This is a genomic window from Halanaerocella petrolearia (assembly GCF_054657875.1).
The window spans coordinates 1,207,031-1,229,660 of sequence record NZ_BAAHXW010000001.1 but is presented as its reverse complement, the minus strand read 5'-3'; the positions used below and the strand labels follow the sequence as shown (position 1 = coordinate 1,229,660).

Annotated in this window: 21 protein-coding genes; 19 read left to right on the top strand and 2 right to left on the bottom strand. The window is 34.2% G+C overall.

The genetic code is table 11. The features are described from left to right. Positions 1-15: 15 nt before the first annotated feature. The 6 genes from ACYQ39_RS06210 (at position 16) to ACYQ39_RS06185 (ending at position 7,762) form a co-directional block, all read left to right on the top strand. The gene (locus ACYQ39_RS06210) at positions 16-1,836 is read left to right on the top strand and encodes an NADH-dependent [FeFe] hydrogenase, group A6 (protein WP_459841236.1); all 1,821 of its coding nucleotides are present in this window, start codon (positions 16-18) and stop codon (positions 1,834-1,836) included. Positions 1,837-2,065: 229 nt separating this feature from the next. Beyond that, on the top strand, positions 2,066-2,467 hold the full coding sequence (locus ACYQ39_RS06205) for a secondary thiamine-phosphate synthase enzyme YjbQ (RefSeq protein WP_459841234.1): 402 nt from the start codon (positions 2,066-2,068) through the stop codon (positions 2,465-2,467). An 84-nt stretch (positions 2,468-2,551) separates the two neighbouring features. Then, complete coding sequence (locus tag ACYQ39_RS06200) at positions 2,552-3,313, top strand: histidinol-phosphatase HisJ family protein (RefSeq protein ID WP_459841232.1); 762 nt, start codon at positions 2,552-2,554, stop codon at positions 3,311-3,313. 125 nt (positions 3,314-3,438) lie between these two features. Then, entirely contained in the window at positions 3,439-4,491 is a 1,053-nt protein-coding gene (locus ACYQ39_RS06195) for a hypothetical protein (protein WP_459841230.1), read from the top strand. A gap of 117 nt (positions 4,492-4,608) precedes the next feature. Continuing rightward, entirely contained in the window at positions 4,609-6,423 is a 1,815-nt protein-coding gene (gene typA / locus ACYQ39_RS06190) for a translational GTPase TypA (RefSeq protein WP_459841228.1), read from the top strand. 154 nt (positions 6,424-6,577) lie between these two features. Next, a complete protein-coding gene (locus tag ACYQ39_RS06185; protein WP_459841226.1) occupies positions 6,578-7,762 on the top strand; it encodes a pyridoxal phosphate-dependent aminotransferase in 1,185 nt (394 codons plus the stop codon). 26 nt (positions 7,763-7,788) lie between these two features. Here the strand turns inward: ACYQ39_RS06185 and ACYQ39_RS06180 are convergent, their stop codons facing one another. Together ACYQ39_RS06180 and ACYQ39_RS06175 are read right to left on the bottom strand one after the other, a co-directional pair. Then, positions 7,789-8,265, bottom strand: a complete 477-nt coding sequence (locus ACYQ39_RS06180) for a sporulation membrane protein YtrI (RefSeq protein WP_459841223.1) — start codon at positions 8,263-8,265, stop codon at positions 7,789-7,791. A gap of 1 nt (position 8,266) precedes the next feature. Continuing rightward, positions 8,267-8,578 carry a YtrH family sporulation protein gene (locus tag ACYQ39_RS06175; RefSeq protein ID WP_459841222.1) on the bottom strand — a complete coding sequence of 104 codons (312 nt, stop codon included), beginning with the start codon at positions 8,576-8,578 and terminating at the stop codon, positions 8,267-8,269. 194 nt (positions 8,579-8,772) lie between these two features. On the opposite strand from ACYQ39_RS06175, the gene dnaE reads away from it, so the two are divergent. The 13 genes from dnaE (at position 8,773) to trpB (ending at position 22,542) form a co-directional block, all read left to right on the top strand. Next, on the top strand, positions 8,773-11,019 hold the full coding sequence (gene dnaE / locus ACYQ39_RS06170) for a DNA polymerase III subunit alpha (protein ID WP_459841220.1): 2,247 nt from the start codon (positions 8,773-8,775) through the stop codon (positions 11,017-11,019). A gap of 265 nt (positions 11,020-11,284) precedes the next feature. Further along, positions 11,285-11,434 (top strand): ribbon-helix-helix protein, CopG family, encoded by a 150-nt coding sequence (locus ACYQ39_RS06165; protein WP_459841219.1) that lies wholly within the window; start codon positions 11,285-11,287, stop codon positions 11,432-11,434. Continuing rightward, entirely contained in the window at positions 11,421-12,569 is a 1,149-nt protein-coding gene (locus tag ACYQ39_RS06160) for an LAGLIDADG family homing endonuclease (RefSeq protein WP_459841217.1), read from the top strand. The genes ACYQ39_RS06165 and ACYQ39_RS06160 overlap by 14 nt, the downstream gene beginning before the upstream one ends. Positions 12,570-12,641: 72 nt before the next feature. After that, complete coding sequence (locus tag ACYQ39_RS06155) at positions 12,642-13,796, top strand: DUF655 domain-containing protein (RefSeq protein ID WP_459841215.1); 1,155 nt, start codon at positions 12,642-12,644, stop codon at positions 13,794-13,796. Between the two features lie 40 nt (positions 13,797-13,836). Then, the gene (locus tag ACYQ39_RS06150) at positions 13,837-14,334 is read left to right on the top strand and encodes a phosphatidylglycerophosphatase A family protein (RefSeq protein WP_459841213.1); all 498 of its coding nucleotides are present in this window, start codon (positions 13,837-13,839) and stop codon (positions 14,332-14,334) included. Positions 14,335-14,582: 248 nt separating this feature from the next. After that, positions 14,583-15,359, top strand: a complete 777-nt coding sequence (locus ACYQ39_RS06145; RefSeq protein WP_459841212.1) for a DUF368 domain-containing protein — start codon at positions 14,583-14,585, stop codon at positions 15,357-15,359. 87 nt (positions 15,360-15,446) lie between these two features. Then, the gene (mtrB, locus tag ACYQ39_RS06140) at positions 15,447-15,674 is read left to right on the top strand and encodes a trp RNA-binding attenuation protein MtrB (RefSeq protein WP_459841662.1); all 228 of its coding nucleotides are present in this window, start codon (positions 15,447-15,449) and stop codon (positions 15,672-15,674) included. Between the two features lie 240 nt (positions 15,675-15,914). Then, on the top strand, positions 15,915-17,414 hold the full coding sequence (trpE, locus tag ACYQ39_RS06135; protein WP_459841210.1) for an anthranilate synthase component I: 1,500 nt from the start codon (positions 15,915-15,917) through the stop codon (positions 17,412-17,414). Further along, positions 17,395-17,970: an anthranilate synthase component II gene (locus ACYQ39_RS06130; RefSeq protein WP_459841208.1), complete on the top strand. Its 576-nt coding sequence runs from the start codon at positions 17,395-17,397 to the stop codon at positions 17,968-17,970. The genes trpE and ACYQ39_RS06130 overlap by 20 nt, the downstream gene beginning before the upstream one ends. Positions 17,971-18,204: 234 nt before the next feature. Next, positions 18,205-19,215 carry an anthranilate phosphoribosyltransferase gene (gene trpD, locus ACYQ39_RS06125; protein WP_459841206.1) on the top strand — a complete coding sequence of 337 codons (1,011 nt, stop codon included), beginning with the start codon at positions 18,205-18,207 and terminating at the stop codon, positions 19,213-19,215. Between the two features lie 338 nt (positions 19,216-19,553). Then, entirely contained in the window at positions 19,554-20,324 is a 771-nt protein-coding gene (trpC, locus tag ACYQ39_RS06120; RefSeq protein ID WP_459841205.1) for an indole-3-glycerol phosphate synthase TrpC, read from the top strand. Between the two features lie 164 nt (positions 20,325-20,488). Then, entirely contained in the window at positions 20,489-21,100 is a 612-nt protein-coding gene (locus ACYQ39_RS06115) for a phosphoribosylanthranilate isomerase (RefSeq protein WP_459841203.1), read from the top strand. A 260-nt stretch (positions 21,101-21,360) separates the two neighbouring features. Further along, positions 21,361-22,542 (top strand): tryptophan synthase subunit beta, encoded by a 1,182-nt coding sequence (trpB, locus tag ACYQ39_RS06110; protein ID WP_459841660.1) that lies wholly within the window; start codon positions 21,361-21,363, stop codon positions 22,540-22,542. The last annotated feature ends 88 nt before the right edge of the window (positions 22,543-22,630 follow it).

The following is a 22,630-nucleotide window of genomic DNA, read 5'->3' as shown; positions in this document are numbered from 1 at the left end:
AAAGGAGGGAAGAAGATGGTAAATTTAACAGTGGATGGACAGGAAGTTGAAATAGAGGAAGGAAGTAATGTGCTTGATGCTGCTGAAAAATTAAATATAGATATTCCAACTCTCTGTTATTTAGAAGGAGTAAATGAACCAGGTGCTTGTCGTGTCTGTGTAGTAGAAGTAGAAGGAGAGAATAATCTACAGCCAGCCTGTGAGTATAAGGTCAAAGATGATATGGTAGTTAGAACTAATACACCTGAAGTTTTAAATGCTAGAAAGACTGTTTTAGAGTTATTATTATCTGATCATCCTTTTGACTGCTTAACTTGTGAGGCTAACTTAAATTGTGAATTGCAAGAATTAGCTGATAAATTTAATATTCGAGATATTTCAATGCAAGGTGAAAAGAATGAGTATCCAATTGATGATTTATCGCCTGCTTTGGTTAGGGAACCAAGTAAATGTATTATGTGTCGCAGATGTATTAGAGTCTGTGATAATATACAAGAGGTACATATCTATGATGTCTTAGAGAGAGGATTTCCTGCAGTTGCTGGTCCAGGCTTTAATGATAGTTTATTAGATACACCATGCATTACTTGTGGTCAATGTATTTTAGTCTGTCCTACAGGAGCTTTGCATACTAAAGATAATAAACAGAAAGTTTGGGATGCTTTAAGTGATCCTAAAAAACATGTAGTTATTCAGACAGCTCCTGCAATTCGAGTGACTATTGGTGAAATGTTTGATATGGAGCCAGGAAGTTTAGTAACAGGAGAGTTAGTAGCTGCTTTAAAGAGGTTAGAATTTGATAAAGTATTTGATGACTGTTTTGGTGCAGATGTAGTAGTTATGGAAGAAGGTCATGAATTAATGGAAAGGTTAGAAAGTGATGAACGACTACCTCAGTTTACCTCTTGTTGTCCAGGGTGGGTTAGATTTTGTGAAAGTTTTTATCCAGAATTAATTCCCCATCTCTCCTCTTGTAAGTCACCTCAACAAGTATTTGGAGCTTTAGTTAAGACTTATTATGCTGAGCAGGCAGATATTGACCCAGAGAATATTTTTTCTGTATCAGTAATGCCTTGTGTAGCTAAAAAGTATGAAGCAGCTCGTCCAGAAATGAATGATAGCGGTCAAGATAGAGATGTGGATGTTAATTTAACGACACGGGAGTTAGGAGAGATGATTAGAGAAGCAGGACTTGATTTAAATAATCTGCCTGAAGAGGAATATGATGAACCGATGGGTTACGCCTCAGGAGCAGGAGTTATCTTTGGTTCTACTGGTGGTGTTTGTGAAGCTACCCTACGTACAGTTTATGAAAAGTTGACAGGAGAAGAATTAGGTGAAGTTGAGCTTGAACAAGTTAGAGGAAAAGAGCTAAAAGAGGGTACTGTTGATTTAGGAGATGACAGAGAAATTAAGGCAGCAGTTGTTAGGGGAACAGGAAATGCAAGGAAATTACTGCATAAGTTACAGACAGGGGAGAGAGAATATGATTTTGTGGAAGTAATGGCCTGTCCCAATGGCGGTTGTGTTGGTGGAGGCGGCCAGCCAGTTTACGCAGGATATGAAAGGTGGACTAAGATGGGCGAAACATATGTAAAGCGGGCTGAAGGATTATTCAAAGCCGATGAAGAGAAAGAGCATCGACGTTCTCATACTAATCCTTTTGTTAAGAAGTTATATGATGAGTTTTTGGGAGAACCACATGGTGAGAAGTCACAGAAATTGTTGCATACAGAATACATTGATCGTAAGTTATATACTCGAGATAGATTATATGGTGGTAAAGAGTGTAATGAAGAAGAGATAGATGATTGTAGACAGGGAGAACAAGTATAGAATTATAAGATTTAGTTTAAGGTTGAGGTTAAGTATAAATAGTATCTCTTAACCTTAGCCTTAACTTTAATTAAAAACTAGGAGGATTATTATGAATTTGGTTATTTCTTTATTAGGAGCTGCCTTAATTATTTCTTTAATTTTAATTATCAAGAGCTAATTTCTATTTAAGCAGGAATTACTTATTTCAGTTAGAAATACTATTAAAAGTCTGGAGTGAGGTGATAGTATGCTTAAACAAATTAAATTAGATACTAAAGATCATGCTACATTAATTGATATTACATCTGAAATTCAAAATATAGTAGATCAATCTGAGGTTAAAGATGGTTTTTGTACAGTCTTTATTCCTCATACTACGGCTGCCGTGACAATTAATGAAGCGGCTGACCCTACAGTTAGAAGTGATATATTAAGAAAATTAGAGGATCTGATTCCTTGGCAGGATAATTATGATCATTTAGAAGGTAATTCAGCAGCCCATTTGAAGACCAGTTTATTAGGTAGTTCTGAACAGATAATTATTAAGGAAGGAGAACTGACCTTAGGTACTTGGCAAGGTATTTATTTAGCTGAATTTGATGGGCCAAGATCCCGAAAAGTGCAAGTGAAATTAGTGAATAGTAAATAAGTGATAATTTAATAATGTATTCTTTATTAATTATTATTTGAATTTAACTGTAAATTGTCAATTGAAATAAAAGGGAGTGAGAAGATGTTAGTAGATTATCATACTCATTTATTAGGACATCAGGATCGATCCGGAACAGCTGATGAGATTAGGGAGTTTTTGGAACAGGCAGTAGCCAATGATATAGCAGAGATAGGATTTACTGACCATAATCGCTATTATCAGGAATTTGACTTCGATTTGATTTCAGAAGTAGCCCAAGAATTTTCAAACTTAAAGGTGAAAAAAGGAATTGAAATGGACTTTACACCAGGCGAAGAAGATCAAATCACTGATTTTTTAAGCCAATTTGAGCTGGATTATGTTATTGGATCTATTCATTTTCTTGATGACTGGATGTTTGATCACCCTGATTATCAAGATGAGTATCAGGCTTGGGACTTAACTGAGTTATATCGGAAATATTTTTCTTATGTTGAGCAGGCTGCTAAAGCAGATTTATTTCAAATATTGGGCCACTTAGATTTGATTAAGGTGTTTGGATACAAGCCTGAAACTGATATTTTAGAAATTGTTACTCCAGTTTTAAAGACAATTGCTCAGGAAGATATTATAATTGGAGTAAATACTAATGGTTTAAATAAACCAGTTGGTGAGATTTATCCCAGTCCAATTATTTTAGAAAAGGCTTATGAATTAGGAGTCAAAGTAACATTAGGATCTGATGCTCATAGTGCAGGACGAGTAGGAGAAAGCTTTGGTATGGTTAAAGAATTGTTACAGGATATAGGTTATAACAAGATTGCTACCTTTGAGAATAAAAAAAGAAAGATGGTTAAATTGTAAAGCACCTAATTTTAGGTGCTTTTCTTATTTAAGGTTTAAGACTTTTATGAATTTATTTGATTATTAATAAATATATGCTATAATAATCATGGTTATATTTACCAATCAAATACTGGAGGGATATTGTGAAGAAGAAATTAGGCGTATTATTGTTGGTAGTGACGTTAACTTTTGCAATTGTAGGTTGTTCAGATGATTCAAGTAGCAATCCAATTAGTAGTACAAATGATGAGATTGATCCACCAGAAACACCAGAAAGTTTACAGAGTAGTAGTAGTACACAATCTCTTGGCGTTTCAACACAGTCGAGTACTATTTATGATTCAATATTTAATCTTTGTTATCAAGTGCCTACTTTATATCAAGAGGTACTTTATGGAAATCCAGGTATAGTTACTGGAGTTAATAAAGTTATTAAATTAGATGAGAATAAGTCTGATTATAAGATATTTGGTACTAAATATGATATAGTGCGTTCTACAAATATTCCTAATAAATATGATAGTTTTTATGATGTTAAATATGTTTTAAAGGTTTCAGGAGGTACAAGTGTATTTGGAATTTTATATAAAAACTTATCAGCAACTAAGGTAAGTTTTACATTTAGAGCTCCTAATGATAATCGTATTGTACAATTTGTATATGATGCGGGATTAGAAAAGAAAGCCTATCTGTATCAAAAGATTTCAGCAACAGATTTAACAAGTGATATAAGTAGTATAGTTGGAATTAGAGAAGATAATTCTACCCGAAAGGTGAAGACTGTTGCAGTTATAGATAATGATACTCAGCCATTTATATTGGATTTTTCTGGGATAGAGAATAAAAGTTCTGGTAATACAACTGGAGGACTTTATATGAAAGTTGGAATGTCAACTCCATCTTCATCTTATGCTTGGCAGGATACTATAAACAATGTAAGTGGTGAAATTACAAGTGGTCCGTATAATCAATCTCCAATTAAATCAGGTGCATTTAAAACAGATGGGACTAACAATGTAGTTGACACACAAGATTTTGATGCTCCAAATGGTTATCCGACAAAACAAGAGATTACTGATTATCATAGTAATTCGGCTGGACATGGTATAGCATATGAAGTTGAAATCAATAGTGACCTTACTAGTCCTGAAGATAAAAGTCTGACAGAAGTTTTACATAATAAGGGGATTTTATAAAAGTAGTTAAGAGCACCTAATTAGGTGCTCTTTTCTTATTTAATAGTTTTATTGACAATTGGTATTATATATTATAACCTTAACTTGGAATTTTGGTTAAAAATAAGGAGGAAATTAATGATAGTCAGAGATGATATTCGTAATATAGCAATTATTGCTCACGTAGACCATGGTAAGACAACTTTAGTAGATGGAATGTTAAAGCAGAGTGGTATTTTTCACTCTAAACAAGAGGTACAAGAACGAGTAATGGATGATAATGACCTAGAACGAGAACGAGGAATTACTATTTTATCTAAGAATACATCAGTCAATTATAAAGATACTAAGATAAATATTGTTGATACACCAGGTCACGCTGATTTTGGTGGTGAAGTAGAACGAATTTTAAAGATGGTAGATGGAGTTTTATTAGTAGTAGATGCTTTTGAAGGGCCAATGCCTCAGACCAAATTTGTTCTGACTAAGGCGCTAGAGCTGGATTTAAAACCTGTAGTAGTAGTTAATAAGATTGATCGTGATGAAGCTCGACCAGATGAAGTAGTTGATCAAGTGTTAGATTTATTTATTGATTTAGGTGCTACAGAGGAGCAGATAGATTTTCCAGTTATTTATGCTTCAGCCTTAGAAGGTTATGCTCGTGAAGATTTAAATTCTGATAATGATGACTTAGAACCATTATTTAAGTCAATTATTGATCATATTCCTGGACCAGAAGGAGAAGTAGATAAGCCTTTACAGACAGTTGTAACGACTATTGAATATAATGATTATGTAGGGCGGATGGCTTTAGGAAAGGTTAATCGTGGTCGAGTATCAGAAGGAGAAAAAGTTGCTATCTGTAAAAGAGATGGCTCAATAGAAAATAGAAAGATTAGTAAATTATATGCTTATCAAGGATTAGGTAGACAAGAAGTATCCGAGGCTAAAGTAGGAGATATTATAGCTTTTGCTGGAATGGAAGGAATTAATATTGGTGAGACAATTGCTGATAAAGAGAGTCCAGAAGCACTTCCTTTCATTGAAATTGAAGAGCCAACTGTTAGTATGACTTTTACTACCAATGACAGTCCTTTATCTGGCCAAGAAGGAGAATTTGTCACTTCTCGCCATTTAAAAGATAGACTAATGAATGAGTTAGAACAGAATGTAGCTTTAAGAGTAGAAGAATTAGATCCAGATACTTTTAAAGTATCTGGTCGTGGTGAACTACATTTAGCTATTTTAATTGAAACAATGCGTCGAGAAGGATATGAATTTCAGGTTTCTAAACCAGAAGTAATCTTTAAAGAAGAAGATGGAGAGAAATTAGAACCAATTGAAGAAGTTATTATTGATGTTCCAGAAGAATTTATGGGTTCAGTAATGGAGCAACTAGGTGAAAGAAAAGGTCAAATGCAGAATATGACCCATCTTAGCCAGAGTAGATTAAGATTAACTTTTGAAGTTCCTGCCCGAGGATTAATTGGTTTCAGATCTCAGTTTATGACAAAGACTAAAGGTGAAGGAATTTTAAATCATAGTTTCTCTCATTATGATAGTTACTGTGGTGAAATTCCAGATATTAATACAGGATCTATTGTAGCAGATAGAAAAGGAGAAGTAACTAGATATGGTATCTTTACAGCTCAAGAGAGAGGAGATATCTTTGTTGAGCCAGGAACTAAAGCCTATGAAGGAATGATTGTTGGTTCCAATGCTCGAGATCAGGACTTAAATATCAATATTTGTAAGAATAAGAAGCTAGATAATATGCGTGCTTCTGGTTCAGATGAAGCAATGGTTTTAACGCCAGCAACTGAACTAAGTTTAGAAGAAGCTTTAGAGTATATTGCTAGTGATGAATTAGTAGAGATAACACCAGAAAATATTAGGTTAAGAAAGAGAATTTTAAATAAAAAGACAAGGATTAAGGCACAGAAAAACGATTAGTAATTGCCCATTGATAATTGCTAATTGAAAGTCGAAATGATTATTTAAAATGAAATTTAATTGATATAAAGTGGCATTTTATGCCACTTTATATCAATAATATTTTGAATCTAACTGTAAATTGTCAATTATAATAAAGAAAGGAGCCGTGGGAATGGAAATATCGTCGCAGGTTAGTCAGATTAATGCTTCGCCAACATTAGCAATTAGTGCTCAAGCTAAAGAGTTGAGTCAGCAAGGTGAGGATGTAATCAGTTTAGGAGCAGGTGAACCAGATTTTGCTACTCCCCAACATATTAATCAAGCAGCCCAAGAGGCTATTGAAGAAGGTTTTACTACTTATACAGCTACACCAGGAATTGAAGATTTAAGAGAGGCAGTTGTTAAACAGTTTAAAGAGGAGAAAGAGCTTGATTATAATAATAATCAAGTAATAGTTTCTCCAGGGGCCAAGTATGCTTTGTTTTTGGCACTACAGACTTTAGTTGATGAGGGAGATGAGGTTATTTTACCTGCTCCCTACTGGGTTAGTTATCCAGAACAGATTAAGTTTGCTGGAGGGAAGACTAAAGCAGTTGAGACGAAAGAAGAGAATGATTTTAAACTGACTGCACAAGAGTTTAAAGAGGCAATCACTTCTCAGACAAAAGTCTTAATTTTAAATAGTCCTAGTAACCCTACAGGAGCTGTCTATACTCGAGAAGAGTTAGAAGAGATTGCTCAAGTAGCTTTAGAGGAAGAAGTTATGATTATTTCTGATGAGATTTATCATAAGGTTACTTATGAGGAGGAAGCTGTCAGTATAGCTTCTCTAGGTGCTAAGATCAAAGAACAGACAGTAGTTATTGATGGAGTTTCTAAGGCGTATGCTATGACTGGTTGGCGAATTGGTTATGCAGTTGGCCCACAAGAGGTTATTGAAGCTATGGGTTGTCTACAGAGTCATAGTACTTCCAATGCCAATTCAATAGCACAGAAGGCTAGTGTGGCTGCTTTGACAGGTTCTCAAAAACCAACGCAGAATATGAGAGACTCCTTTAGAAAAAGAAGAGATCTAGTTGTAGAAACTGTAAATAATGTTTCTGGTTTAAAGGTTAACAAGCCAGCAGGTGCTTTCTATCTCTTTGTTAATGTAGAAGATACTTTAGGAGAAGAAATAGCAGGTCAAAAAATAACAGATGATAAAGAATTAGCTACTGTATTACTACAAGAAGCTGGGGTAGCTACTATACCTGGTTCATTCTTTGGTAAAGCAGGCTATTTAAGGTTATCTTATGCTACTAGTGAACAAGAACTTAAAGAGGCAATTAAACGAATAGATAATCTACTTTCTGATTAGTTTTAAGGCAGCTTAGGCTGCCTTTTTTAATTGTCTTTTTCTAATACTTCAACAGTAACTACAGATTGAGGTTGAATTACTAACCAGACTAGTTGGAGCTTATAACTTGTTTCTTCTACAATAATAATTCTCTCATTAATAGTTTCGGCTATTAGTTTACCATCAGTTTCTGATATATTACGCCCAATTAGACTATTAAGCAACTTAAAGGTTTTTTCTTTTAGTTCTTGTTTAAGATGCTTATCTAGCTCTGTTTCAATATTAATCTCTAACTCTTGAATTACTGTTCGTTTTTCTTCTTTTAAACTCTCCTTTAATCTCTTAAGCTCAGTCTGTTGAGTATTGATAGTAGCTACTAATTGTTTCTTTTCATAAATCAACTGATCTAGCTCTCTGCCAATCCAAATATTAATTAAGCTACTACCAATAATTATACCTAACATAAAGATAGCCAATGATCGTAATAGATCTTGTTTAGTTAAAGCTAAGAAGTTGGTCTTCATCTTAACTTCCTCCAGTTAAAATTGAGATCAGCCAAATACCTAATTGAGCTCCTAAAAAAGCAGTTACTAATAGAATAAACTGTTTAATTATAATTAGAAACTCTCCTTGTAGAATACCACCTTCAAATAGTTTTAAATTAGAGAAGGTTCCACCAATAGCAGTAACTACAGCCCAGAGTTTGATCTCTTCAGCTAATTCTAGCATGGCTTTTAGTGGTGATGTTTGGGCTAAAGTAGCCCCAATACTACCAAGTATTGATCCGCCTAAGACTACTCCTAAAGAGGTAAAAAATACAATAAGGAGCCGTTTCACAGTATCACCTACTAATTCTCTATATTACTCGTTATTCGTCTAACACTATATTGAATATAATTACTTAACTTAAACTGGAATTATGCTTTAGTTAGAAAGAATGTTATAATAATATATAACAGTACTATTTATGCTAGAGTTTCTTACTAGCATAGGTAATTAGTTTTATTGACACTTAACAGGGAGGTGAATAAATGTCTGATTTTGTCCATCTTCATCTACATACTGAATATAGCTTGTTAGATGGAGCAGTAAGAATAGATGAATTAGCTAAACAGGCCAAGGAATATGACATGCCTGCTGTTGCTTTAACTGATCATGGAGTAATGTATGGCGCTATTAAGTTTTATCGCCAACTGAAAGAAGCAGGAGTTAAGCCAATTATTGGTTGTGAAGTATATGTAACAGATAACCATCAGCAGAAAGATGCACGTAATAATCAATTACACCATTTAGTCTTACTAGCTGAGAATAACCAAGGCTATCATAACCTGTTACAGCTGGTATCTAAAAGCTTTTTAGATGGTTTTTATTATAAACCACGTGTAGATAAAAAGTTATTAAGAGAATATAATGATGGGTTGATCTGTTTAAGTAGTTGTCTAGCAGGTGAAGTAGCTACTTTAATTCAAAATAGACAGTTTGAACAGGCCCAAGATGTAATTTTAGATTATAGAAATATTTTTGGGCCAACTAACTTCTTTTTAGAGATACAAGATCATGGTTTAGCTGAAGAGAGACAGGTTAATACTGAGTTAGTTAAGTTAAGTCAGGAGTTAGAGATTCCTTTAGTAGCTACTAATGATGTGCATTATCTCAACCAAGATGATGCTCAGATCCATGATGTCTTATTAGCTATTCAGACTGGTAAAGATGTGGATGATGAAGATCGTCTGCAATTTCCTAATGATCAATTTTATTTTAAGTCAGCAGAAGAGATGGAAGAAACTTTTATAGATTATCCAGAGGCAGTTGAAAATACTATTCAGATTGCTAACAGGTGTAATCTAGATTTAGACTTTGATAAGACCTTATTACCTGATTATGAGATTCCAGCAGGTGAGAGCTTAGAGTCTTATCTTCGTAAACTGGCCTATCAAGGTATAGAAGAGAAGTATGATCATATGACAGTTAAGATTGAAGATAGGCTAGAGTATGAGTTAGAAGTGATTAATCAGATGGGCTATCCAGCTTACTTTTTAATTGTTCGTGATTTTGTTCGCTATGCTAAAGAGAATGGTATTATAGTTGGCCCAGGTCGTGGTAGTGCAGCTTCTAGTTTAGTATCTTATGCTTTAGATATTACAGATATTGATCCTTTAGAGTATGATCTATTATTTGAACGCTTTTTAAATCCTGCTCGAGTTTCAATGCCAGATATTGACATTGATTTCTGTTATGAACGGCGGGATGAAGTAATAGATTATGTAACCGAAAAGTATGGACAAGATAAGGTAGCTCAGATTATTACCTTTGGAACAATGGCTGCTAAGGCAGCAATTCGTGATGTAGGACGAGTCTTAGGAATTAATTATGATAAGATTGATCAGGTGGCTAAAGCAATTCCTAATAATTTAGGAATAGATATTAAAGAAGCTTTATCTGAATCAGAAGAGTTAGAGAAGTTATATCAGTCAGATGATGGAGTTAAAGAAATCATTGATTATGCTCATGGTATTGAAGGATTACCACGCCATGCTTCTACCCATGCTGCTGGAGTAGTAATTACTAAAGAGGAGTTGACTAATTATACTCCACTTTATCAGAATGATGGTGAAGTTACTACTCAGTATGCTATGGGAGATTTAGAAGAACTAGGACTACTAAAGATGGACTTTTTAGGACTGAGGACTTTAACAGTCCTTAATAAGACTTTAGATTTGATTGCAGAGACTCAGAGAGTAGATCTTGAATTAGAAGATATTCCTTTTAATGACCAACAGGTCTTTGAAATGTTGAGTACTGGTGATACTCTAGGTGTTTTTCAGTTAGAGAGTGAAGGAATGCAACATTTAATTGCTAAGCTGAAACCAGAAGAGATAGAGGATATTATTGCCTTGTTGGCCCTTTATCGACCAGGACCATTAGGTAGTGGCATGGTAGATGACTTTATTGCTAGGCGCCCTGGTGAAGAGGAGATAGAGTATCCTCATCCTGATTTGGAGGAGATTCTTGAACCAACTTATGGAGTAATTCTTTATCAAGAACAGGTAATGCAGATTGTTCAGCAGATAGCTGGCTATTCTCTTGGCGAGGCAGATATCTTGCGGCGCGTCATTAGTAAGAAGAAAGAAAAAGCCATGAAACAGCAACAGAAAGAGTTTGTTGCAGGCACAATAAACAATGGTTATAGTCAAGATTTAGCTGAAGAGTTATTTGAGTTAATTGAATATTTTAGTGGGTATGGCTTTAATAAGGCCCATAAATATATTGTGGCCTAGTAAGGTGACTTACTATGGACAAATTTTTTAAATTGCGAGAAACCCCTTAGAGCCTTAAATACCAACCTCAACTGGTAACAGTTGAGAGGGTGTTGTTAATCACAATGATATGGTAATAAATTTAAGGATTGGGCAATTCGCAGGGAAACTTCTTTTAATTTATTATAATTCATCCTTTATTAATGAAAAATTTCTAAGGAGGTGTGTATAATATACATACTAAGTTGTATATTATATACATATGAAATAAAGAAAGGATGAAAATATGAAAAGAACAAATATTCATTTATCAAAAGTCATGATTGAAGATCTTGATAATTTATCAAAGAAAAAGGGAATTTCAAGAGCTGAATATATAAGAAGAGTGCTTGATCTTCATATTGAAAAAACGAAAGAAAATGATGGCAATGAATAAAAATATTATCAAGAGAATAGTAAAATTCGAATATGAAGGTTTAACACATAGAGTGATAGAAAAGAAAATCAAAACAATGTATGGCGATAAAATAACTAATGTAAAAATAAGAAAAATATTAAAATCTGTAAACTATGATAATAGGTTTAAATATACGTCATATCAAAAAAGGGTTATTCTTAAACTATATTCAGAATTCTATGATACTGATAAAGTTGTATGGTATTTAAAGAAGAGATTTGGAATAAATACAACCAAAAGAGCATTAATGAATTTAGCTCATAAAAATAATATTAAAAAGAAAACAAGAAACCGATATAGTCAATCTTATACTTCAAGAGCTCAAGAGAAGGAAATAATAAAACTATATAAAAGAGGAAAATCATTGGAGGAAATAAGAGTAAAGTTTGGCTATAAAACTGGTAAATCAATTTCTGATATTTTAAATAAGCATAATGTTAAAAGAAGGAGTTATAAGAAATCATGTACTTTATTAACTGATTATTATAGTTTTGATTTAACTATAATAGATTCAGAAGAAAAAGCTTATTTAATTGGATTAATGATTACTGATGGTTACCTAATAGAAAAAGATAAAGGTATAGGGCTGTCTTTGGCAGATGAAGATTGCATATCTTTTTTAGCTGATTATATTGGTATGGATTATGCAGAAGTAAAGAGAAAGGGAGAAAATATTAAGAAAAAGTTTAGATTGCATCTGTATGGTCATTATTATTGTAAGCAGACAAAAAGATATGGAATGGTACAAGATAAAACTCATAAATGCAAAGGACCAAATCTAAAAGAAAATGAATATAAATATATACCATACATATTAAGAGGTATCATTGATGGGGACGGTTGGGTTAGAAAAGATGGTAAAGAGTTTTTTATATGTTCTGCATCTAAAGATTTTATAAAATGGTGCTTGAAATCCCTTGAGTCACTTGGCTTTAAAGATTTAAAAATTAAATTTAAAGATAATGAATGGAATGGTATTTATTTAATAAGAACGGCTATTCAAGATAATATAAAGATACTTAATAAATTCATCTATGATAAACCATTTGAGATGAATAGAAAATATGGAAGATTAAAAGAAGGACCTTCAGAGACTATAATAAAGAACCTCTAAAATAGAAGAGAGTGTATGATATAGTCCAGACTACAACGATTAATAAAATCGGCTTGTGAAAACAAGAGTAGTATGAGTGCAGCTTATGCCCATGTGTCTTACTATACTGCTTACCTTAAGACCTACTATCCAGTTGAATTTATGGCTGCTTTATTAACTAGCCATATTGGAAATAGTGATAAGGTAGCAGAGTATATTACTGAAGTAGAGCAATTAGGAATTGAAGTGTTGCCTCCTGATGTCAACTATAGTCGTTTTGGTTTTAGTGTAGAAGAAGATAAGATTAGATTTGGTTTGCAAGGAATTAAACATGTAGGCCATAAAGCAATTGAAGAGATCATTTCTGCTAGAGAGGAAAAAGGATTTGAAAGTTTAACTGACTTTTGCCAGAGAATTGATTTAAGAAGTGTTAACCAACGGGTAGTAGAGAGTTTAATCAAAGCTGGTGCCTTTGACTCTGTAGGTTATTATCGTTCTCAGCTATTAGAGGTATTACCTAAAGTATTTAAACAAGCTCAAAAGGTACAAAAAGAGCAGAGTAATGGTCAGACTAGTTTTTCTGATTTATTTGCAGATGATAATCAATTTGTAGCAAGTAAAGTAGAGATACCAGAGATAGAAGAGTTTACCGAGGAGAAACTGTTAGCTTTAGAAAAGGAGATGTTAGGTCTTTATTTATCTGGTAACCCTTTAGAGCAGATCTTACCCCGAATTAAGCAACAACGGAATAAGAAGATTGTAGATTTAGATTCAGAACAAGAAAAGGTAATTATTGGAGGACTAATAGTATCTAAGCGAGAAGTAATAACTAAGAATAAACGTGAGATGGCCTTTTTAACTTTAGAAGATGAGACAGAAGAGATAGATGTAATAGTATTTCCTGATATTTATAAAGAATCTCAAGAGTTAATTGCTGAAGATAAAGGAGTACTTATTAAGGGCCAACTTAATGACGAAAGAAAAATAGTTGCTAAAGAAATTACTGATATAACTGTCGATAAAGGTTCTGAACAAATAGTACATCTACAGTTAAAAGAACCAACTGAGGATAAGCTATCTGATTTAAAAGAAGTATTAACTGCTTATTCTGGAAATAGAATAGTCTATCTACATTTAGTAATTGATAAACAGAGAGTAAGTATCAAATTAGATAATCAGTATCAATTACAGGCTAGTAGTCAATTGAGTCATGAGTTAGACAAACTAGGAGCTAAGCACTTATTTTAATCAAGATGCATATAATATATATATCAGGAGGGAGATAACTATGAAGTTAAAAAAAGAGATAATCGAGAAGTTGCAAAATCGAGGAGTAGAATTATCTGATATTGCAGAGGTAGTTTATCAGTTACAGAAGCCTTATAGTAAAGATTTAACATTAGAAGAATGTTTTTACTCAGTAGAGCAAGTATTAAACAAACGGGAAGTACAATATACATTATTGACAGGAATAGAGTTAGATAAATTGGTAGAAGAGGGGCAGATAGAAGGTTCTTTAGCAGAGATCATTAAGAGTGATGAACCATTGTATGGTGTTGATGAAAGCCTAGCTTTAGCAATAGCTAATATTTATGGTAGTGTAGGATTTACTAGCTTTGGTTATCTAGATAAAGATAAAATTGGAATTATGAAGGAGTTAGATACTACAAAAGATAAAGTAAATACCTTCCTAGATGATTTAGTAGCAGGGATTGCATCAGCAGCGTCAGCTAGAATTGCTCATCAGAAGAGAAATGAAGAGTTAGAAGAGAGTGAAGTATCGTAGTAATGAGCTGTGAGTCATGGGCTATGAGCTTTGAGCTATGGGCTAATTCAAAACCAAAATTATAAAACAGTTCAAATTTTTAAAGTAAGAGCTTTTGTGAGGGTTAGGCTTTGAATGTAATGGTTTTGATTTGACTCATGACACACAACACATGGCTAATAACTATGTCACTTTGTAATTAAAATTAGATAATAAATTAATTTTTTTAGCAGTTATTAATCCTGTGTTTATAAGTGGAGGGACTAGTAGTGGATAAGGAAAGTAGAATACAACAGTTAATAGAATTATTCATTAAGGGTATTCCAATTGGAATGTCTAATACTTTGCCTGGAATTAGTGGAGGCACTATGGCCTTAGTCTTAGGTATCTATGATCTTTTAATTAGCGGAATTAAGAGAATTAGAGTCTGGATTTTAGGGCCAATATTCTTAGGAGCTGTAGCAGGAGTCTTAGCCAGTTCGAAAGTAATTACCTCTTTACTAGAAAGCCATCCTAGCTTAGTTAAGGCTTTTTTATTAGGGTTGATTTTTGCCTCTAGTAAGGTAACCTTTGCTGAAGTTAAAGAGTTTAATTTAAAAACAATCTTGTTAGGTAGTTTAGGTCTAGTATTAGCCTTATTTTATTCAGTAGAGTTAGAAGGAACAGGAGGAGTTACTGCTATTTCTGGAACTAAATTATTTTTTGGTGGAGCAGTTGGTAGTGTAGCTATGATTCTACCTGGAGTTAGTGGTGGAACAATACTGATTATGTTAGGACTATACCAAGGAGTTTTAGAGGCCATTAGTGCTTTTAACCTATCAGTTATGGCTATCTTCGGTTTAGGAGTAGGAAGTGGTTTACTAGCCTTTTCTTGGGTTCTATCCTACTTATTGGATAACTTTCGAATGTTGTTAATGGCTTTTTTAACAGGTTTAATCTTAGGATCAATGCGTAGTGTAATTGGTTTTCAACTTGGAATAGGAGCAGTAATATCTTTTGTTTTAGGAATAGCAACTATTTATCTCTTATCTAACTTAGGAGAATAGTTTTTCTTGACAAGAAAAGGAAGATAGTTTATTATTAATAATAAGTCGATATTGTTAGAGTAAATAATGAGGTGGATATAAATGGAAATGTCTGAGAATACAAATAATAATGAAGATTATATAATTGTAAAAGCCTTAGAAGATGGCGTAACAATTATCGGTTTAACTCGTGGTCAACAGACAAAGTTTCATCATACAGAGAAGTTAGATGAAGGAGAAGTAATGGTTGCTCAATTTACACAACATACTTCTGCAATTAAGATTAGAGGTAAAGCAAAGATGATGACAAAGCACGGTGAAGTAGAGTCAGAATAGATAGAGATTAGAATAGATGATGAGATGAGTTGAGAAAAATAACATATTTTAGCTGAGTAGAGCAGAGTTGAGTTGAGGTGAGTCAAGTTAAGCAGAGCCTAGGGATAGGTATATCTAATTTAGGGAGTGGTATACCTATATCTATTTATCAGGGCCAGCAGACTCAAATCTGTTGGCCTTCTTTTATTTTTTGAATTATTTACAACAAAAGTTGAGCTGAGCAGAGAGGAGAGGTCAAGTTTGTATCCTAATAAAGAAGAATTTATAAGTCTAAGTGAAAAAGGAAAGTTGGTTCCTGTTTATAAGGAATTAATGGCCGATTTAGAGACACCAGTTTCGGCTTTTAAGAAGTTGGACCAAGGAGCTTATTCTTATTTATTAGAGAGTGTAGAACAGGGCCAAAATTTAGGACGTTACTCTTTTATTGGTCTTGATTATCATGCCTTAATCAGTTGTAAAGACGGATTGGTAACTCTTGAAGATAAATCTGGAGAAATAATAGAAGAAAGAGAAACAGATAATCCTTTAGATGATTTAAAGGCTTTACTAAAAGATTATCAAGCTCATGAAGTAGATGATCTGCCTATGTTCTATGGAGGGGCAGTTGGCTATTTAGGTTATGATGTTGTTAAGTATTTTGAAGATATTCCCCAACAGACTAAAGATGATTTAGAATTACCTGAGATGCTATTTGTAGTCAGTGATACAGTTCTAATCTTTGATCATCTCTACCATACTTTAAAAGTAGTAACTAATGTTAAAATAGGAGATGATCCAAGTCAAGATTATCAGATAGCTCAAAAGAAGATTGAAGATATAATAACTAAATTACAGCAACCATTAGAAGAGCAGAATGAGAAGTTGAAAGAAGAAACTGAATCAGAGATAGAGTATACATCAAATTATAGCAAACAAGAGTTTATGGATAGTGTTAAACAGGCTAAAGAATATATTGCGCAAGGAGATATATTTCAAATAGTCTTATCACAGCGCTTAAAGATGCCAATTACTACTGATTCTTTTACTATTTATCGACAGTTAAGGAGGTTAAATCCATCTCCTTACCTTTATTATCTTAATTTTGGTGACTTTCAATTAGTTGGCTCTTCACCAGAGTTATTAGTTAGAGCCCAAGATGATACTGTAGAGAATAGACCAATTGCTGGGACAAGAAGGAGAGGCGCTAATCCTAAAGAGGATCAAGAGTTGGCCCAAGATTTATTATCTGATGAAAAAGAGCGGGCTGAACATACTATGCTTGTTGATCTAGGTCGTAATGATGTAGGGCGTGTTAGTCAGTATGGAACAGTAGAGGTTACAGAGTTGATGGAGGTAGAGTATTATTCTCATGTAATGCACTTAGTTTCTAATGTACAGGGCCAACTTAGCGAAGATGAAGATATCTATTCTGCTCTAGAGGCCTGTTTTCCGGCTGGAACTGTTTCTGGAGCACCAAAGATTAGGGCTATGGAATTAATAGATCAGTTAGAGCCTACTAGACGTGGCCCTTATGCTGGGAGTATTGGTTATTTTAGTTATTCTGGTAACTTAGATAGTTGTATTACTATTCGGACTATCTTAGTTAAAGATGATCAAGCATATGTGCAAGCAGGAGCGGGAATTGTAGCTGATTCTGATCCTGAGGCTGAGTATCAAGAGACTCTAAATAAGGCTCAAGCCTTGCTAGAGGCAGTTCAGTTGGCTCAAGGAGGTGGCTCTAATGGTACTAGTAATCGATAACTATGATTCTTTTACCTATAATTTAGTCCAGTTCATTGGTGAGTTAGGCTATTCAATTGAGGTTAGACGGAATGATGAGCTGACTATTAGAGAGATTAGAGATTTGAATCCTGACCAGATTGTTATTTCTCCAGGGCCTGGTCGACCTGAAGATGCTGGAATTTCTCTGGAAGTAGTTAAAGAATTTGTAGGAGAGATTCCTATTTTAGGTATCTGTTTAGGCCATCAAACAATTGGTTCTGCTTTTGGAGCTGAGATTAGGCAAGCACCTGAGTTAGTCCATGGCAAGACGGCTAAAGTTATTAATTATGATTTAGAAAGAGATATATTAGCTGGTCTTGGTGATTTTAAGGCTACTCGCTATCACTCTTTAATTATTGAGCCAACTACGTTACCTGATAGATTTGAAGTAACAGCAAAGACAGAAGATGAGTTAATTATGGGGATTCGAGACCAAGAGAGTAAGTTATATGGTCTACAGTTTCATCCTGAGTCAATTATGACAGAAGCAGGGAAGAAGATGCTTGATAATTTTCTAACTTTAGAAAATTATTAAGAGTTAACAGTCTATAGTTGACAGTTAAGATCAAAAGTTAGATTGAGTTTAAGTCTAAGCTTGAGTTTTAGTTTAAGTTGAAACATAAGTAACCCATGAAACTAATAGATTTAGTAATCGACTTAAGCTCAGACTTAATCTTAAACTAAATTTATAAATGGTTTTGAAGTTGTTTTTTAACTGTCAATTATCAATTCTAAATTGTAAATTATAACTTCGGGAGGTTGAGAAGAGATGAGAAGAGTAATTGAGAAGGTAGTCAATGGTAGTGACTTATCAGTAGATGAGAGTAGAAGAGCTATGAATAATATTATGGATGGAGAAGCAACTGATGCTCAGATTGGCAGTTTTATTACTGCTTTACGAACAAAAGGTGAAACAATTGCAGAGATTACAGGAGCAGCTCAGGTAATGCGAAATAAGGCAGAACCAATTGTTACTGAGCAGGACTTATTAGTAGATGTCTGTGGGACAGGTGGTGACAGTTTAGATACTTTTAATATCTCTACAACAACATCTTTTGTAGTAGCTGGAGCAGATATTCCTGTAGCTAAACATGGTAATCGTTCAGTCTCTAGTAAAAGTGGTAGTGCTGATGTACTAGAAGAGTTAGGAGTAAATCTAGATCTGACGCCAGAAGAGGTAGGAGACTGTATTGATCGGATAGGAATTGGCTTTTTATATGCTCCAACCTTCCATCGAGCTATGAAACATGCTATTGGCCCACGCAAAGAGATTGGAGTTAGAACTATCTTTAATATGTTAGGTCCATTAACTAATCCTGCCAGTGCGCAAGTCCAATTGTTAGGAGTTTATGACCCAGAACTAACTGAGCCAATTGCCTATACTTTGAATAATTTAGGTGTTGAAGCTGCCTTTGTAGTTCATGGTCTTGCTGGCTTAGATGAACTATCGACAGTAGGTCAGACAAAGGTAAGTCAACTTCAAGGCGGAAAGGTAGAAACCTACCACCTAGTTCCTGAAGATTTAGGCCTTACAGAAGCAACTCCAGAAGAGTTAACAGGTGGAGGGCCAACTGAAAATGCCCAGATTACTAAGGATATATTGGCTGGAAAAGTTGGCTCTAGACGAGATATTGTTCTCTTGAATGCAGCAGCAGCTTTAGTGGCAGCAGGTAAAGCAGAAGAATTAAAGCAGGGAGTAGAGCTTGCTGCTCAGGTAATTGATGATGGATTGGCTTTAGAGAAGTTAGAGCAGTTAGTGGAGGTTAGTAATCAGTATTAGGAGTAACAAGATTTAAAAGTGTAACTAAAGTGGCACTTTAGTGCCACAGCTATCAGCTATCAGCTATGTGCTGTGAGCTGTGAGCTGTGAGCTGTGAGCTAAATCAAAGTCAAAATCATTTAAAACTTTAGAATATAGGATTTATAGGGAGTTAGATTTTGAATTTGAAGGTTTTGAATTCCTATGAGTCCTGCGGACTCTCAGTGAAAATCTGCTGATGGCATATCCTTCAGATCTAGAAACCAAGACCTTTCGTAATAGAAACTATTTGCAGATAGCTCACGACTGTGTCACCTATAGTGACACAATATAAATTTGTCATTTGAGGAGGCGAGAAGATGATTTTAGATAAAATAGTTAAGCATAAGAGAGAAGAAGTAAAGCAGCAGAAAGAAGATAAGTCAGTAAGTGAATTAAAGTCTCAAATTAATAGATTAGATGATACTCGTGATTTTAAATCAGCTTTAAAAGACTCTGGGATGAGTCTGATTGCAGAAGTAAAGAAAGCATCGCCGTCTAAAGGAGTAATTAAAGAAGAATTTGAGCCTGTAAAAACTGCTAGTCAATATGAAGTGGCTGGAGCTAAAGCCATATCTGTTTTAACTGACCAAGAGTTTTTCCAAGGTCAACTAAATTATCTACAGCAGATAAAGGATAAAGTTAGTCTACCTATATTAAGAAAAGATTTTATTATTGATCCTTATCAAATTTATCAAGCTAGAGCTTATGGAGCAGATGCGATCTTATTGATTGCTGCTATTTTGACTGAACAAGAGCTAGCAGATTATCTACAGTTAGCTACTGATTTAGGATTAGATGTTTTATTAGAAGTCCATAATCGACAAGAGTTACAACAGGCTCTAGAAGTTGATTCTGATATAATTGGGATTAATAATCGTAATCTTAAAGTCTTTGAAGTTGATTTAGCAACGACTTTAGGTCTACAAAGGTTAGTACCTGATAATAAGGTGATTATTAGTGAAAGTGGTATTAAGGATGGATCAGATATTAGTCTATTAGAGAAACATAATATTGATGGTGTTTTGGTAGGAGAAGCTTTAGTGAAAAGTAATGATATTAAATCTAAAGTGAAGGAACTTGTTGGGTAATTGACAATTGAGAATGGAAAATTGAGAGTTAACGTCTAAAGTTGATATAAAGCCTAACTATTTAATTTGAGGTTGAGATTAAGTAAAACACTAAGAACTAAGGGTTTAAGGATTGCTCAAACTTAAACTTAAGCTTAATCTCAATTGAATCTAAGGAGGAGAAGATGACTAGAGTTAAAATCTGTGGTTTAACTAATTTAGAGGATGCTAGGCAAGTAGTTAGATGTGGAGCTGATTTAGTAGGTTTTATCTTTGCAGAGAGTCCAAGACAGGTAATCAATGAAGATGTAATTAGAATTAGTAAACAGCTACCAGTAGATACTAAGAAGGTAGGAGTCTTTGCCAATCAGTCAGCAGAAGAGATTAAAGAAGTAATTGCTAACTGTAGCCTTGATTATATTCAGTTACATGGTGATGAGACTCCTACCTTTTGTAGTCAATTTGACTTACCTGTGATCAAGGCTTTTCGAGTTAAGGATAAATCTTCTCTTAACCAATTAAAAGAATACCAAGTAGATAAATATTTACTTGATACTTATCTGCCGGATCAATTAGGAGGAACAGGCAAGACCTTTAATTGGGAGTTGGCTAAAGAAGCCAAGAGGTATGGTGACATAATTGTAGCTGGGGGATTAAAGCCTAGTAATGTAGCTCAAGTAATCAAAGAGATAAATCCTTGGGGAATAGACGTTAGTAGCGGAGTAGAGTTAGAGCCAGGGAAGAAAGACCAAAAGAAAGTTAGAGAGTTTATTGAGAGAGCTATAAGTTGTGAGTAGTGGGTAGTGAGTAATGAAATTAAAGATTTCAAGGTTGAGGATGAGGTCGAGGCTGAGGAAATAGTGTGAGTTGTGAGCTATGAGTTATCAGCTTAGAAAAGTTTCAGATTGAGGAGACTTAAATCCATAAACTATAAGGAGTTCTTAATTTTGTCCTTAACCTTGTCCTTGACCTTGGGTTTGTTCTTGATTTTAACTGTAAACTGTCAACTGTAAATTGTACACTAATAAAAAGGGAGTTGAAGATAATGGCAAAGGAAATTAAGGGTAATGATAAATTTGGTCAATTTGGTGGAAAGTATGTACCAGAATTATTGATTCCAGCTTTAGAAGAATTAGAAGAAGCTTATGATAAATATAAAGATGATCCAGAGTTTAAAGAAGAATTTGAGTATTATCTAAAGGATTATGTAGGACGTCCTAGTCCTTTGTATTATGCAGAAAGATTGACTAAGAAGTTAGGTGGAGCCAAGATTTATTTAAAACGAGAAGATTTAAATCATATGGGAGCTCATAAAATTAATAATACACTAGGTCAGATCTTATTGGCAGATAAGATGGGCAAAGAAAGAATCATAGCAGAAACAGGAGCAGGACAACATGGGGTAGCTACTGCTACTGCAGCAGCAATGTTTGGTCTAGAATGTGAGATATTTATGGGTGCTGAGGATATTGAACGACAACGCTTAAATGTATTTAAAATGAGATTGTTAGGGGCCAAGGTTACGCCAGTAACTTCAGGAACAGCTACTTTAAGTGATGCTATTGATATAGCAATTCAAGATTGGATTGAAAACTTAGAAGATACTTTTTACTTATTTGGAACAGCAGCTGGCCCTCATCCTTATCCAACAATTGTAAGAGATTTTCAGTCTGTAATTGGCCGAGAAGCTAGAGAACAGATTTTAGAAGCAGAGGGTTGTCTACCGGATTACTTAGTAGCTTGTGTTGGTGGTGGAAGTAATGCTATTGGTTTATTCCATGAATTCATAGATGATCAAGAGGTGAAAATGATAGGAGCAGAAGCAGCAGGAGAAGGTGTTGATACTGATAAACATGCTGCTACTATATCACAAGGTAGTCCAGGAATTTTACATGGTGCTAAAAGCTATGTTTTACAGGATGATTATGGACAGATTCAGCCAGCTCATTCTATTTCAGCAGGACTTGATTATCCAGGAGTTGGCCCAGAACATAGTCATCTAAAAGAATTAGGTAGAGCTGATTATAAAGGAGTTACTGACCAAGAAGCAGTAGAGGCTTTTCAACTATTATCAGAAGTAGAAGGAATTATACCAGCTCTAGAAAGTTCTCATGCTTTGGCTTATGCTCAAAAGTTGGCCCCTCAATTAGATCAAGAAGAAATAATTATTGTTAATGTATCTGGACGGGGAGATAAAGATGTTTATACAGTAGCAGAAAAATTGGGCGTACAAATATAGATAATAATTAAAAGTAAAGTTTTAAACTTCAATGAGAGTCCATAAGAACTGGAAAAAGATATCGGTTAAGTCACACTAATCTATCAAA

Excerpts from the sequence above, each read along its gene's own strand:
- ACYQ39_RS06210 (WP_459841236.1), top strand. The coding sequence starts at position 16 with ATGGTAAATTTAACAGTGGATGGACAGGAAGTTGAAATAGAGGAAGGA.
- ACYQ39_RS06205 (WP_459841234.1), top strand. The coding sequence starts at position 2,066 with ATGCTTAAACAAATTAAATTAGATACTAAAGATCATGCTACATTAATT.
- ACYQ39_RS06200 (WP_459841232.1), top strand. The coding sequence starts at position 2,552 with ATGTTAGTAGATTATCATACTCATTTATTAGGACATCAGGATCGATCC.
- typA (WP_459841228.1), top strand. The coding sequence starts at position 4,609 with ATGATAGTCAGAGATGATATTCGTAATATAGCAATTATTGCTCACGTA.
- ACYQ39_RS06185 (WP_459841226.1), top strand. The coding sequence starts at position 6,578 with ATGGAAATATCGTCGCAGGTTAGTCAGATTAATGCTTCGCCAACATTA.
- ACYQ39_RS06180 (WP_459841223.1), bottom strand. The coding sequence starts at position 8,265 with ATGAAGACCAACTTCTTAGCTTTAACTAAACAAGATCTATTACGATCA.
- dnaE (WP_459841220.1), top strand. The coding sequence starts at position 8,773 with ATGTCTGATTTTGTCCATCTTCATCTACATACTGAATATAGCTTGTTA.
- ACYQ39_RS06165 (WP_459841219.1), top strand. The coding sequence starts at position 11,285 with ATGAAAAGAACAAATATTCATTTATCAAAAGTCATGATTGAAGATCTT.
- ACYQ39_RS06160 (WP_459841217.1), top strand. The coding sequence starts at position 11,421 with ATGGCAATGAATAAAAATATTATCAAGAGAATAGTAAAATTCGAATAT.
- ACYQ39_RS06155 (WP_459841215.1), top strand. The coding sequence starts at position 12,642 with ATGAGTGCAGCTTATGCCCATGTGTCTTACTATACTGCTTACCTTAAG.
- ACYQ39_RS06150 (WP_459841213.1), top strand. The coding sequence starts at position 13,837 with ATGAAGTTAAAAAAAGAGATAATCGAGAAGTTGCAAAATCGAGGAGTA.
- mtrB (WP_459841662.1), top strand. The coding sequence starts at position 15,447 with ATGTCTGAGAATACAAATAATAATGAAGATTATATAATTGTAAAAGCC.
- ACYQ39_RS06130 (WP_459841208.1), top strand. The coding sequence starts at position 17,395 with ATGGTACTAGTAATCGATAACTATGATTCTTTTACCTATAATTTAGTC.
- trpD (WP_459841206.1), top strand. The coding sequence starts at position 18,205 with ATGAGAAGAGTAATTGAGAAGGTAGTCAATGGTAGTGACTTATCAGTA.
- trpC (WP_459841205.1), top strand. The coding sequence starts at position 19,554 with ATGATTTTAGATAAAATAGTTAAGCATAAGAGAGAAGAAGTAAAGCAG.
- ACYQ39_RS06115 (WP_459841203.1), top strand. The coding sequence starts at position 20,489 with ATGACTAGAGTTAAAATCTGTGGTTTAACTAATTTAGAGGATGCTAGG.